The organism is Micromonospora sp. SL4-19 (genome assembly GCF_047921475.1).
In the GTDB taxonomy this organism is placed as follows: domain Bacteria; phylum Actinomycetota; class Actinomycetes; order Mycobacteriales; family Micromonosporaceae; genus Micromonospora.
Window position 1 is genome coordinate 32,962 of record NZ_JBLROB010000012.1, and the last position, 12,778, is coordinate 45,739.

Annotated in this window: 10 protein-coding genes and 1 pseudogene; 7 read left to right on the forward strand and 4 right to left on the reverse strand. The window is 75.7% G+C overall.

What is annotated here, in order from left to right; all coding sequences use genetic code 11:
- Window positions 1-1,152 (reverse strand): class I SAM-dependent methyltransferase, encoded by a 1,152-nt coding sequence (locus tag ACNAVT_RS17020; RefSeq protein WP_416297380.1) that lies wholly within the window; start codon window positions 1,150-1,152, stop codon window positions 1-3.
- A gap of 188 nt (window positions 1,153-1,340) precedes the next feature.
- Window positions 1,341-2,999 carry a DEAD/DEAH box helicase gene (locus tag ACNAVT_RS17025; protein WP_416297381.1) on the reverse strand — a complete coding sequence of 553 codons (1,659 nt, stop codon included), beginning with the start codon at window positions 2,997-2,999 and terminating at the stop codon, window positions 1,341-1,343.
- A 319-nt stretch (window positions 3,000-3,318) separates the two neighbouring features.
- Between ACNAVT_RS17025 and ACNAVT_RS17030 the strand changes: the two genes are divergently transcribed.
- Complete coding sequence (locus ACNAVT_RS17030; RefSeq protein WP_416297383.1) at window positions 3,319-3,510, forward strand: ferritin-like fold-containing protein; 192 nt, start codon at window positions 3,319-3,321, stop codon at window positions 3,508-3,510.
- Window positions 3,511-3,603: 93 nt separating this feature from the next.
- Here the strand turns inward: ACNAVT_RS17030 and ACNAVT_RS17035 are convergent, their stop codons facing one another.
- Both ACNAVT_RS17035 and ACNAVT_RS17040 read right to left on the reverse strand, forming a co-directional pair.
- Window positions 3,604-3,831: a DUF3107 domain-containing protein gene (locus ACNAVT_RS17035; RefSeq protein WP_265008317.1), complete on the reverse strand. Its 228-nt coding sequence runs from the start codon at window positions 3,829-3,831 to the stop codon at window positions 3,604-3,606.
- A 65-nt stretch (window positions 3,832-3,896) separates the two neighbouring features.
- On the reverse strand, window positions 3,897-4,535 hold the full coding sequence (locus tag ACNAVT_RS17040) for a TetR/AcrR family transcriptional regulator (RefSeq protein ID WP_416297385.1): 639 nt from the start codon (window positions 4,533-4,535) through the stop codon (window positions 3,897-3,899).
- Window positions 4,536-4,684: 149 nt separating this feature from the next.
- On the opposite strand from ACNAVT_RS17040, the gene ACNAVT_RS17045 reads away from it, so the two are divergent.
- From ACNAVT_RS17045 to ACNAVT_RS17070, 6 genes and pseudogenes are all read left to right on the forward strand, one after another.
- Entirely contained in the window at window positions 4,685-7,450 is a 2,766-nt protein-coding gene (locus ACNAVT_RS17045; protein ID WP_416297387.1) for a hypothetical protein, read from the forward strand.
- Between the two features lie 45 nt (window positions 7,451-7,495).
- Entirely contained in the window at window positions 7,496-8,521 is a 1,026-nt protein-coding gene (locus tag ACNAVT_RS17050; protein ID WP_416297389.1) for an alpha/beta fold hydrolase, read from the forward strand.
- A gap of 5 nt (window positions 8,522-8,526) precedes the next feature.
- Window positions 8,527-9,438: a DUF3152 domain-containing protein gene (locus tag ACNAVT_RS17055; RefSeq protein ID WP_416297391.1), complete on the forward strand. Its 912-nt coding sequence runs from the start codon at window positions 8,527-8,529 to the stop codon at window positions 9,436-9,438.
- An 86-nt stretch (window positions 9,439-9,524) separates the two neighbouring features.
- Window positions 9,525-10,415, forward strand: a complete 891-nt coding sequence (locus ACNAVT_RS17060) for a DUF3152 domain-containing protein (protein WP_416297393.1) — start codon at window positions 9,525-9,527, stop codon at window positions 10,413-10,415.
- Window positions 10,416-10,456: 41 nt separating this feature from the next.
- A complete protein-coding gene (moeZ, locus tag ACNAVT_RS17065; protein ID WP_416297395.1) occupies window positions 10,457-11,704 on the forward strand; it encodes an adenylyltransferase/sulfurtransferase MoeZ in 1,248 nt (415 codons plus the stop codon).
- 48 nt (window positions 11,705-11,752) lie between these two features.
- Window positions 11,753-12,646, forward strand: a pseudogene (locus ACNAVT_RS17070) (hypothetical protein); the annotation flags it as partial.
- Between the last annotated feature and the right edge of the window lie 132 nt (window positions 12,647-12,778).

Below are 12,778 nucleotides of genomic sequence, written 5' to 3' on the forward strand. Positions count from 1 at the left end.
TCAGGCCGGCGACCCGGGCAGCAGTGCCTCCAGCCGGGGCGTGACGCCCCACTGGTCGATCAGCTCCCGGTACTCCGCCCGCTGCTCCTCCGTCGGCGTGTTCCCGGTCCGCCGGGCCCGGATCAGCAGGTTGCGCGGGGTGTGCCGGGAGTCGACGAACTCCACCACCTCGGCGCGGTAGCCGTGCAGCCGGAGCAGGCCGGCGCGCAGCGCGTCGGTCAGCACGTCCGCGAACCGCTCGCGCAGGATGCCCTGCCGGGTGAGCAGCTCGTACGGCCCGGGCGCCGGCCGGGACCGCAGCTGGGCCGCCACGTCGTGGTGGCAGCAGGGGGCGGCGAGCACCCAGCGGGCACCCCACCGGACGGCCCGGGCCAGCGCCTCGTCGGTGGCGGTGTCGCAGGCGTGCAGCGCCAGCACCAGGTCGGGGGCCGGCTCGACCGCCGCGTCGGCGATGGTGCCGGCCACGAAGGCCACCTCGTCGGCCCAGCCCAGCCGCTCGGCCAGCTCGGTGTTGCGTCGGCGCTGGTCCTCGCGGACGTCCACCCCGACCAGCGTCACGTCCAGCCCCCGCTGCGTCAGGTAGCGGTACGCGGCGAAGGTCAGGTACGCGTTTCCGCAGCCCAGGTCGACCACCCGCAGCGGCCCGGTCAGGTCGTCCGGAAGGGTGGCCGCCAGCGCTCGCAGGAACGCGTCCACCTGGCGGCGCTTCGCCGCCGAGCCGCCGATCTCGGCGAAGATCGGGTCGCCCGGGTCGAGCAGGTAGTCCTTGGCCCGGTCGTGGCCGCCCGGCTCGGGTGCCGGGCGGCTCGCCGCCGCCCGGTGCACCTGTGCCTCACCCGACTTGGTCACCCGCAGCTGGAGCGTCGTGTCGGCCGTCTCCACGTGCCAGTTGCCGAACGGCTCGGCGAGCAGCGCGTCGACCGCCGCGCCGGCCTCCGCGCCCGGCGACACGTTCCGGGTGTACGGCCGGGCGCCGTCGGAGGTGGAGATCTGCAGCCGGGGGCCGGCCTTGAGGGTGACCGGGCGCAGCTCGGCGCGGACCACCGCGGGGCGCTGCCCGCGGCGCCGTCCGGCGGCGACCGCCCGGGTCAGGGTGGGGTCGAGCAGCAGCGCCCGCACCTCGGTGAGGGCGGCGTCCAGCGGTTCCGGCATGACTCCATCTTCCTTCCCGGTCCCGGCCCCCCGGGGGCCGGCCGGCCGTGAGTGTCCTGCGTCCCGTCGGCGCCCCGCCCCGCGGCCGCCGGGCGTGCGCCGGTCCGGTCCGGCGGTGCGATCGAGCAGAGACGGGACATCCCCCGCGCCGGGAAGCCGGCGCGGGGGATGTCAGGGTCGTGCGGCGATCAGTCGGCGGTCGCCTCCGCCGGCGTGCCGGCGCCCGATCCGCCACCGCCACCACGACGGCGCCGGCGGCGGCGCGGCCGGGGTGCCGCCTCGCTCTCGGCGGCGGCCGACGCGACCGGCTCGGGCCCGCCCTCGGCGGCGATCACCGTGGTGGGCTCCCCGGCGACCGCCTCGCCGTCCCGGCGGCGACGCCGGCGGCGCGGGGTGCGCGTGCCCTCCTCGGCGGACGCCTCGGTGGCCTCGGCCTCGGGCGTCGCGCCGGTGTCGCCCCCGCGACCACGGCGGCGCTCCCGGCCCCGGCCGTCACCGCGCCGCGAGCCGCGCTCGCCGCGCTCGCCGCGCCGCGAGCGGCCGCCGCCGAGGTCCTCCTCGGCCTCCGCCGACAGCCCGGCGCGGGTGCGCTCGGCGGTCGGCAGGGTGCCGGTGACGTCCCGGGAGATGTCCAGGTCGGTGTAGAGGTGCGCGGAGGTGTGGTAGGTCTCCGGCGGCTCGGGCATGTCGAGCCCGAGGGTCTTGTCGATGATCCGCCAGCGCGGCACGTCGTCCCAGTCGACGAAGGTCACCGCGACGCCGGTCGCCCCGGCCCGGCCGGTACGACCGATCCGGTGGGTGTAGGTGTCCTGGTCCTCGGGGCAGTCGTAGTTGATCACGTGGGTGACGCCGGTGACGTCGATGCCCCGGGCGGCCACGTCGGTGGCGACCAGAGTGTCGATCTTGCCGGCGCGGAACGCCCGCAGTGCCCGCTCCCGGGCGCCCTGACCCAGGTCGCCGTGGACGGCGGCGACCGCGAAACCGCGGAAGTCGAGGTCCTCGGCGAGCCGGTCGGCGGCCCGCTTGGTGCGGGTGAAGACCATCGTCAGGCCGCGCCCCTCCGCCTGGAGGATCCGCGCCACGATCTCGGTCTTGTTGAGCGAGTGCGTGCGGTAGGCCAGCTGCTTGGTCTGCGGGCTCGGGCCGGTCTCGGCGGTGTGCCCGGCGTGGATGGTGATCGGGTGGCGCAGGAAGCGCCGGGACAGCGCCACGATCGGGTCCGGCATGGTCGCCGAGAAAAGCATGGTCTGCCGGTCCTCCGGCAGCATCGCCAGGATCTTCTCGACGTCGTCCAGGAAGCCCAGGTCGAGCATCCGGTCGGCCTCGTCGAGCACCAGTGCGTGCACCCGGTCGAGCCGCAGGTGCTTCTGCTTGGCCAGGTCCAGCAGCCGGCCCGGGGTGCCGACCAGGATCTCGACGCCCTTGCGCAGCGTCTCGATCTGCGGCTCGTACGCCACCCCGCCGTAGATCGGCAGCACTCGGACGCCCCGGGTGCGGCCGGCGGCGTCCAGGTCCTTGGCGACCTGGAGGCCCAGCTCGCGGGTGGGGACGACGACCAGCGCCTGCGGCACGCCGTCGCCCCCCTCGGACGGGGCGAACACCCGCTCCAGCAGCGGGATGCCGAAGCCGAGGGTCTTGCCGGTGCCGGTGGGCGCCTGGCCGATCAGGTCGACGCCGCGCAGCGCGATCGGCAGCGCGTATTCCTGGATGGCGAACGCGCGGGTGATGCCGGCGGAGGCGAGGGCCTCGACGGTCTCCTGACGGGCGCCGAGCGCGGCGAAGGTGGGAGCCTCCGGACGGACCGGAGCGGTGGGGGCCAGCGGCTGGCCTTGAGTCTGCTCACTCATATGGATTTGGGGGTGCCCTCTCGTGGTGCGCCCCTCATGTCCTCAGGGCGCGGTCGGTATGGCGCGGGCCACACGGTCGGGGGCGGTACGCCGAGCCGGACCGGGCCGCACGCGCGCCGGGGACCGGGCGGTGATCAGCTCGGCTGACTTGTCCGGCGCTGATCGGGTCGGTGCCCACGGCAACTGTTCCATACTACCTGAACCGCTCCTGGGTCGTCCTGATTCCGCTGCTGGGCCGGCATTCGGGCCAGGTTGGTGTGACCTGGGTCACAGGCTTTCGGGACGCCCCGGGGCGACGGCCGGGCGGTAGCCTGCGCTCGTGTCCGCCCCCGACCCCGCCCTGGTCGACCGGCTCTACGGGTGGGCGCGGCGGCTCGTCGGGGAGGCGTTCTCCCAGGACGACCGGGTCGCCACCGCGGACCGGGGCGACCTCACCGCGTTGATCGCCCACCGCATTGATCGCCCACCGCGACGGCGTGGACGTGCCGGCGCTGTTCCGGCGGTCGGCTGACGCGCACACTCTGCGGGTGACCGCCGCCGGGTTGAACAACTGAGACCCGGCGCCGCCGTGGCGGGCACCCCGCCACGGCGAACCGGCAGGGATTCAGCGGACGGTGAACCCGACCGCGCGGGGCGAGGCCTCCGCGATCTCGACGTAGGCGACCTTGCCGACCGGCACGATGACCCGCCGGCCCTTCTCGTCGGTCAGGGAGAGGGTGCCCTCCCCCTTGGCGACGGCGTCGGTCACGATCTGCTCGATCTCGGCCGGCGACTGCGCGCTCTCCAGGACCAGCTCGCGCGGCGCGTACTGCACGCCGATCTTGACCTCCACAGTGCCTCCTCAACTGGGGCGAAAGAGCCGCCGTGAGAAGGTTATCCGATCTGCCGGGCCGATGTTCAGGCTGACTCGTCTTGCAGCGGGAAGCTCGCGATGCCCCGCCAGGACAGGGCGGCGACCAGCGCCTCGGCCTCCGCCTTGGGCACCTGCCGGCCGCCGGCCAGCCAGAACTGGGCGGCCGTCTCCGCCGCGCCGACCAGGCCGGAGGCGAGCAGCTCGGCGTGCGCCCGGCTCACGCCGGTGTCCGAGATGATGGTGTCGGTGATCGCGGCGATGGCGCCCTGCTCGACCCGCTCCACCCGCTGCCGGACGGCCGGGTCGTTGCGCAGGTCCGACTCGAAGACCAGCCGGAACGCCTCGCTCTCGTGGTCGACGAAGTCGAAGTACGCGCGCACCGAGGCGCTGACCCGCTCCTTGTTGTCGTTGGTGCCGCGCATCGCGTCGTGCACCTTCGCCACGATCGCGTCGCAGTGCGTGTCCAGCAGTGCCAGGTAGAGCTCCATCTTGCCGGGGAAGTGCTGGTAGAGCACGGGCTTGGAGACTCCCGCCCGCTCGGCGATGTCGTCCATCGCGGCGGCGTGGTAGCCCTGCGCGACGAACACCTCCTGGGCGGCGGCGAGCAGCTGCTTGCGCCGCGCCGAGCGGGGCAGGCGGGTGGGCCGGCCGGCGGTCTGCGCACCGTTCCCCACAGCGGTCATGGGAACCTCCGAGTTTCATCGTACGAGCCGGCACTTATCACCCGAACCGTTCGGGGTTCGGGAACCCGTCCCGGAATTGGCCCGCCGCTGTAACTTATCGCCACTGTCACCACACGGTAGCCTCAGCGGGGGCGACCAAGGAGCGCACGGTGAGTGATTCAGGGCAACCCGGAGCCGCCGCCCCGGGAGAGAACGGCGACGGGACGGGTCATCAGGACGACCCAGCCCGCACCGGCAGCGGGTGGGCGCCCCCGGCGACCGGCTGGGCCCGGAGCGGGGAGGGCCTCGGCGCCTGGCCTCGATCCGGCCTCGCCGGCGGGTGGGCCGCGTCGTCGCCCCACCATGGCGATCTCCCGGCCCCCCTGCCGGGACCAGCCGCCGAGGAGCCGCCGGCCAGGGTCAACGGGCGCCACGTCAACGGCGTGCCGCACGCCGAGGAGTCGCCCGTGACCCGCCAGACGCCGGTGAGTGCCCCGCCCGTCGACGAGCCGCACCGCGAGACCGACGGCGACCGGCTGGTCGTACCGGCCCAGCGGCCGGCGCCGGCGGTGGAGCAGCCCTCCGCCGAGGCGGAGGCCACGCAGGCCCGGCACTCCTCGGACGACCCGCTGCCCGGCCGGGCCTCCCACTGGACGGAGCGGGCTGCCCCGTCGTCGGCGCCGCCGGCCCTCCAGGTGCCCCCGGTCGGCGCCGCCGCCTCCGGTTTCGAGATGCCGCCCGGCTTCCACGCCCCGACCGCCGAACGGCCCGCCGCCGAGCCGCCGCCGTCGTTGTCCCGCGGCTGGGCCGACCCTGTGCCGCCGGAGCCGCGGGCCGATCGGCCGACGCTCTCCCGGGTCTGGGCCGACCGACCCGCGTCGTCGCCGCCCGCCGGGCCGGTCCGCGAGCGGGACGCGGGTCCCGCGGGTCCGGTGGCGGAGCGCCACGTCCCCGCCGAGGAGCCACGCGCCGCGTCGGCCGACGACTGGCGCGCCGAGCCGGCGGGCGAACCCGCACCGTCGCCGATCGATGGCCAGCGCGCGGGGCCGGCGGGCGACCGCGGGCCATCGCCGGCCGAGGAGCCGGACTGGTCCGGCTCGAACTGGGATCGCCAGAGCCGGGGTGGTGGCTGGGCGCCCCCGTGGGCCCACGAGGACGAATCCGCCGGGCGCCGCGCCGTCGAGGACGAGCCCGTCGGGCGGCGGGCGCGCGAGGAGGAGCCGGCGGGCCGCCGCGCCCGCGACGAGCGCGCCGCCGAGTGGGCGCCGGAACCGGTGCCGCCGTACGACGTGCCCCGGGCCGACGCCGAGCCCCGCCCGGCGTACGAGCCGGCCGCGCGGGAGACGACCGAGCGACCCTCCTGGGCTGGGCCGGCAGTGCCGGTGCCCCCGTTCAGCGTGCCGCCGCACGCGGCCCCGGTCAGCACCCCGCCGGTTCCCCGTGAGGCACCCGGCGGTGTGCAGCCGGCCGGGCCGTCCACCGGCTACGCCCGGTCGGCTGGCGCCGGGCCGGCCGGGGAGCGCGACGGCGGGCCGTCCCGGCCGCGGCCCGCGGCCGACGAGCCACCCGCCGGGACGCCCGGTCCACCGTCGATCCCCGCCGGTCCCGCCACCGCCACGAGCGGCGGGGCGGGCGCGGACCGCACCCCCGCGTCCGCCCCGGCGAGCGCACCTGCCTACGCGGCCCGCCGCGCCGCACCCGAACCGCTGCCGGCAGCCGAGCCGGTCGCCGACACCCGGCCGGCGGAGCCCGCGCCGGCTCTGCTGCCGCAGCGCGTCCCCGCCGAACCGGACGTGCCGGTCGTGCCGGAGCCGCCCGCCGTGGAGCCGCCCGCCGAGACCCCGGAACTCGCCCGGATCGCCACCCATCTGCGCCGCGACGACGAGCCCGCGCCGCTCCGCGAGCGGCCCGAGGGTTTCGACGTCAACGCCATCCTCGACGCCGTCCGCGAGGTGGCCGGTGTCCGGGACGCCGCGCTGCGCCGTACCCCGGCCGGGGCGCACAGCCTCCGGCTCGACCTCGCCGACGGTGCCGATCCCGCCGAGGTGAGCCGGGTGGTGGCCCGGCTGCTCCAGGAGCGGATGGGGCTGGCCGCAGCCCCGCAGAACCTGCCCGGCGGCCCGGCCGTTCCACCGCCCCCGGTCCGCCGCCGGTCGACCCAGCCGCGCGCCGAGCGCGCCGTCGGCGAGCCGCGCCCGGTGGAGGACCGACCGGGCCCGACGCGGTCGGCCCCGGGCCGGGCCGCGGAGAACCGGGCCGGGGAGAGCCGCTTCAGCCCGCCGGAGACGCGCGGCGGCCGGACCGCCGAGGCGCCCGCCGAGGGGACGGACCCGGGCGGCGAGCCGCCGCGCCGGCGCCGGCAGGCCGCGATTCACCGGGGCCGGGCGACCGTGGAGGAGTCCTCGCTGGCCGCCGCCCCGCCCGGCACGGCCACCGGCAGCCCGGCCACCCTCGGCACGTCGTACTCCGGTGGTCAGCTGACGACGACGGAGACCGCGCCCTCCCGGCCGCTGGACACCGGCGGCGCGCCGGGGCCCCGGGTGGTCCTCGACCACGTCCAGGTGAGCACCTTCGGACTCGACGCCACCGTGGAAGTACGCCTGATCGTCGGCGACCGGACGGCGGAGGGCCACTCCACCGGGCCGGCCGTCGACGGGTACGTGCTGCGGCTCTGCGCGGTGGCCGCCGCGGCGGCGCTGGACGAGCTGCTCGGCCGCGCGGCCCCGACCGTGGAGCGGGGGCGGTGCTTCGTCGAGCACGCCGCGGTGGTGCCGTTCGGCAACTGCGAGGTGGCCACCGTGGTGGCGCTGCTGGTGTGCGACGGCTGGGTCGAGCAACTGGCCGGCTCGGCCCTGGTTGCCGGGGATCCCCGGCAGGCGGTGGTCCGGGCGACCCTGGCCGCGGTGAACCGTCGGCTGGAGGCGCTGCTCGCCTGAGCGGATGTCGGTGTCGGACGGCCGTGGCGCGGGAAGACTGGGGCCATGAAGCGCGCCGCTCTCTGGCCGGACCACCTCCTGCCCGCGCCCGGATGCCCCCCGCCGTGGCCCGGCCGGCAGGTACTCCTCGACGGCACGGTGACGTACGTGCGGGACACCCCCGCCACCGTCCCCGACGCCGAGCCGGCGCTCTACGTGCACGGCCTCGGCGGCTCCTCGCAGAACTGGACGGACCTGGCCGGCCTGCTCGCCGACCGGCTCGACGGCCAGGCGATCGACCTGCCCGGCTTCGGCCGTAGCGAGCCCGGCCGGCGGTACACCGTCCGGGCCTTCGCCGATCGGGTCATCCGCTTCATCGAGCACGGCGACCGGGGACCGGTGCACCTGTTCGGCAATTCACTGGGCGGGGCGATCTCGGTACGTGTGGCGGCGGTGCGGCCGGACCTGGTTCGGACGTTGACCCTGATCTCCCCGGCGCTGCCGTTCCTGGACTTCCGCCGTTCGTTGCAGGGGCGGATGCTGCCGCTGCTGGCGATTCCCCTGGGCGAGCGGCTGGCCGCCCGGCAGCTGGCCCAGCTCGCCCCGGAGGTGACCGCGCAGCAGGTGATGGAGGCGTGCGTCGCCGACCTGACCCGGATCAGCGAGCAGCGCCGGCGCGAGGCGATCGAGGAGATCCGGGTTCGCTACGAGGCTGCCCACTACGCCGCCGCGTACGTCCGGACCTTCCGCGGGCTGGTCTCCAGCTTCCTGCGGTCGTACCTGCCGGGCTCGGGTTCGCTGTGGCGGCTGGCGGCAGGGGTGCGCGTGCCCACGCTGGTGGTGGGGGGACGGCAGGACCGGCTGGTCGACGTCCGGGTGGCGCCGCAGGCGGCCCGGGTGATCGCGGACAGCCGCCTGCTGATGCTCGACGGGGTGGGTCATGTGGCCCAGCTGGAGGTGCCGCGTACCGTGGCGCGGGCGGTGCTGGCGTTGCTCGCCGAGGCGCGGGACGAGGGGCCGCCCGCGGACGTGCCACAGATCTCGCTCGCCGGAACGGAGGAGAGCGCGCTCAGCCCTGACATGGCAGGCTGAGCCGGATGCCCGTCTCCACCCGCCCGCGCGCCGGCGCCGCCCCGCCCGCCCCAGTCCGCTCCGCCCCCGCCCGGAACCGCCGATCGGCCGCCCGCCGCTGGAAGCGTGTGATCGTGGTGTTCGCGTTCCTGGTCGCCACCGGGATCGCCGTCCCGGTGGTGGTGCAGCGGCCGTCGGTCCTCGCCGACGCGCTGCTCGACGACGCGCCGTCGACCCGCCCGCCCGCGCCGCCGAGCGCGCCCCCGACGCCGTCCGCTTCGGCGTCTTCCTCGCCGCCGCCGGCGCCGAGCCCGACCAGGCCCGCGCCGGTCCTGAGTCTGCCCGGCCCGGTGCCGGCTCACGGCCGGGGCAGCTTCGCGTACGACGACCGGCCGGGCGAGGTGCTGGGCCGGGCGGGGGTGGTGCGGCGCTTCCGGGTGGCGGTGGAGGACGGCTCCGGTGAGGAGGTCACCGTCTTCGGCGACGCCGTGCAGCGGGCGCTGGCCGGGCCGGGGAGCTGGGTGGACAGCGGTGCGCTGCGGTTGCAGCGGGTCGTCCCGGGCACCCGGTACGACTTCACGATCTACCTGGCGACCCGGGACACCGCCGGACGGCTGTGCCTCAACGGCGGGATCAACATTCGCAAGGGCGGGGTGCCGTACACCTCCTGCCGGGTGTCCGGCAAGGTGGTGATCAACCTGGACCGGTGGCGGACCTCGGCGCCGCACCTGGTCAAGGCGAGGATGCCGCTGGACACCTACCGGCTCTACGTGGTCAACCACGAGGTCGGCCACCAGTTGGGGCACCACCACGAGGGGTGTCCCGGAGCGGGGAAGCCGGCGCCGGTGATGCAGCAGCAGACCCTCTTCCTCGACGGCTGCCGGCCGAACCCGTGGCCGTACGTCGACGGCCGGCGGTACACCGGCCCTTCGAGGTGAAAGACCTGATCGTGGCGATGAGCAGTATTTCGCGGGAGAAGCGGTAAAAGCAGCTAAATGACCGAATTGCATGGCACGCTGGTGTCATGACGTCGTCGTCCCCTTCCGGCACGCCTGCCGAGCCCGGCCTCGGGTCGACCCGCGGCGGTCGTCCAGCCCGGCTCGACTTCGACCGCCCTCCGGCCAACCCCGGGGCCGCCCCGCCGGTCCGCCCCGGGCTGCGCCGGATGCGCCGCCGCCGTCGTCGTGGCGTGCTGCTCCTGGTCGCCCTGCTGGCTGCGGGTGGTGCCGGGGCCGGCCTGGTCGACCTGGTCCACCGGCCCGCCGACCCGCCGGTGGCGGCCGGCGGTGCGCGACCGGCCCACGGTGGCGGCGCCGGGGCACGGGTGGAGCCCAGCGCCTACCCGACCGAGGGCTCCGGGCACTTCGCGGCGGCCGACGGCCGATCGCCGATACACGGGTACGGCGGACCGTTGCACCGGTACCGAATCGCGGTCGAGGGGGACACCGGCCAGGACGCGGACGAGTTCGCCGCCACGGTGGACGCGGTGCTCGCCGACCAGCGGAGCTGGATCGCCTCCGGCGAGCTGCGGGTGCAGCGGGTGGCCGAGGCGGCCGCCGCGGACTTCACCATCTACCTGGCCACCCCGGCCACCTCGGAGCGGATGTGCGCCGAGGGGGGCATGACCACCGAGCGGTACACCTCCTGCCGCCTGCCCGGCCGGGTGATCATCAATCTGGCCCGGTGGATGGACTCGGTGCCGGACTACGGTGCCCCGCTGGACGTGTACCGGACGTACGTGATCAACCACGAGGTCGGGCACGAGTTCGGCGAGTTGCACCAGGCCTGCCCGGGGCGGGGCGAGCCCGCCCCGGTGATGCAGCAGCAGACGTACGGGCTGGACGGCTGCGTCGCGAACGCCTGGCCGTATCTCGACGGCGCCCGCTACGACGGGGAGCCGACCGAGGGCGTCTGAGTTATTCCCGCTCCCGCATGTCGGGCGGCGTGGTCCTCATCATGGCCGATTCCGGGCGGGGCGAGCGACAATGGCGCGGTCCCACCGCCGATCCCGGGGAGTCCACCGTGTCGTTGCCCCCGCTCGTCGAGCCCGCCGCCGAGCTGACCGTAGACGAGATCCGCCGATACTCGCGCCACCTGATCATCCCGGACGTCGGGGTGGCGGGGCAGAAGCGGCTGAAGAACGCCCGGGTGCTCTGCGTCGGTGCCGGCGGTCTCGGCTCGCCGGCCCTGTTGTACCTCGCCGCCGCCGGCGTCGGCACCCTCGGCATCATCGACTTCGACACCGTCGACGAGTCGAACCTGCAGCGGCAGGTCATCCACGGCGTCTCCGACGTGGGCCGCTCCAAGGCCGAGTCGGCCGCCGCGTCGGTCCGCGAGATCAACCCGCTGGTCCATGTGGAGATCCACAACACCGCGCTGGACCGGGACAACGTCCGGGACATCTTCGCCCAGTACGACCTGATCGTCGACGGCACGGACAACTTCGCCACCCGCTACATGGTCAACGACGCGGCGGTGCTGCTCGGCAAGCCGTACGTCTGGGGCTCGATCTACCGCTTCGACGGCCAGGCGTCGGTGTTCTGGGCCGAGCACGGCCCCTGCTACCGCTGCCTCTACCCGGAGCCGCCGCCGCCCGGCATGGTGCCGTCGTGCGCCGAGGGCGGCGTGCTGGGCGTGCTCTGCGCGTCCATCGGGTCGATCCAGGTCAACGAGGCGATCAAGCTGCTGACCGGCATCGGTGAGCCGCTGGTCGGCCGGCTGATGGTCTACGACGCCCTGGAGATGAGCTACCGCAAGATCAAGGTTCGCAAGGACCCGAACTGCGCGCTCTGCGGCGAGAACCCCACGGTCACCGACCTGCTGGAGGACTACGAGGACTTCTGCGGCGCGGTCTCCGTCGAGGCGCAGGAGGCGGTGGTCGACTCGACCATCACCGCGCTGGAGCTGAAGGAGTGGCAGGACGCCGGCAAGGACATCTTCCTGGTCGACGTCCGGGAGCCGGCCGAGTACGAGATCGTCCGGATCCCCGGCGCGACCCTGATCCCCAAGGGCGACATCATCTCCGGCGAGGCGCTCGCGAAGCTTCCGCAGGACCGGCAGGTCGTGCTGCACTGCAAGTCCGGCGTCCGGTCCGCCGAGGCGCTCGCCGCGCTGAAGGCCGCCGGCTTCAGGGACGCGGTGCACGTGCAGGGCGGCGTGCTCTCCTGGATCAAGCAGATCGACCCGTCGCTGCCCGCGTACTGAGTCGGCCCTCGCCAGGGCCCTTCCGCCGCCGGAAGGGCCCTGGCGCGTATTCACCGGTGGGCCGGGCCACCCCTGACCGAGCTACCGAGGCGGGACCGCGTTCGCGCAGGTAGCGTCTCCGCCGTGGTGGACTTGGACGCTGCGATCGGCTTCGTCGTGGCTCATGGGGACGCGGTGGACCGCGCCCGTCTCTCCCGGCTGCGCACCGGCGCCCCGGCGCCGGCCGACTTGCTCGACGCGGCCGAGGCCGGGCAGGCGCCCGGCGGCGGCTGGCCCGCGCTGCTCGACGGCGAGGTGGCCTCGGTCGACGCGACCTGCTTCCGGCTGGCCGAGTTGGACGACCTCGGGGCGCTGAGCCGTCCGGCCGCCCGCCGCGCCCTGGACTGGCTGGCCGCCTCGCAGCTGTCCGACGGTGGCTGGGACGAGGACCCGTCGCTGGCCGGATTCGCCCCCGAGTGGGCCACCCCGGGTGACCCCGAGGCCCGGCTCTACCTGACCGCCAACGCCGGGTTCTGGCTGACCGTGGCCGGGCTGGACGCCCGCGCCGCCGGCCCGCTCGACCACCGGGTCGGCGGAGCGTACGCCGGGGTGGTGCAGGCGGCGGCGCAGGCACTCGCCGGGCAGCTCGCCCCGGACGGGAGCTGGCCGTCCTTCCTGCCTGCCGGCTGGCTGGCCGCGGCCGTGCTGCACCGCCAGCAGATGTACTACGAGTCGGCCCGGATCCAGGCGGTGCTGGCCGAGCGGATCCCGCAGATGTCCCCGGCCGACGTGGCCTGGCTCGCCGCCACGCTGCGCCGGGTCGAGGTGGGCGAGGAGCAGTGGCTGCTGGTCTCCGCGCGCCGCCGGCTCGCCGAGACTCAGCGCAGCGACGGCGGCTGGGACAGCGACGACGGCCACCAGTTCGACGTGCACACGACCCTGCGCGCGATCCGCGCCTGCCGCCCGACGGCACCCGAGGCCCCGGTGTCCGGCACGCCATTCGTGCTGCCGCAGCCGGCGGCGCTGCTGTCGCCGCCTGCGGTTCCGGCGCAGCGCCCGGCGCCGTCGCTCCCGCCGCTGCCGTCGCCCGTCGTG

Coding starts and splice junctions, on each gene's coding strand:
- ACNAVT_RS17020 (WP_416297380.1), bottom strand. CDS start 1,152: ATGCCGGAACCGCTGGACGCCGCCCTCACCGAGGTGCGGGCGCTGCTG.
- ACNAVT_RS17025 (WP_416297381.1), bottom strand. CDS start 2,999: ATGAGTGAGCAGACTCAAGGCCAGCCGCTGGCCCCCACCGCTCCGGTC.
- ACNAVT_RS17040 (WP_416297385.1), bottom strand. CDS start 4,535: ATGACCGCTGTGGGGAACGGTGCGCAGACCGCCGGCCGGCCCACCCGC.
- ACNAVT_RS17050 (WP_416297389.1), top strand. CDS start 7,496: ATGAAGCGCGCCGCTCTCTGGCCGGACCACCTCCTGCCCGCGCCCGGA.
- ACNAVT_RS17055 (WP_416297391.1), top strand. CDS start 8,527: ATGCCCGTCTCCACCCGCCCGCGCGCCGGCGCCGCCCCGCCCGCCCCA.
- ACNAVT_RS17060 (WP_416297393.1), top strand. CDS start 9,525: ATGACGTCGTCGTCCCCTTCCGGCACGCCTGCCGAGCCCGGCCTCGGG.
- moeZ (WP_416297395.1), top strand. CDS start 10,457: ATGGCCGATTCCGGGCGGGGCGAGCGACAATGGCGCGGTCCCACCGCC.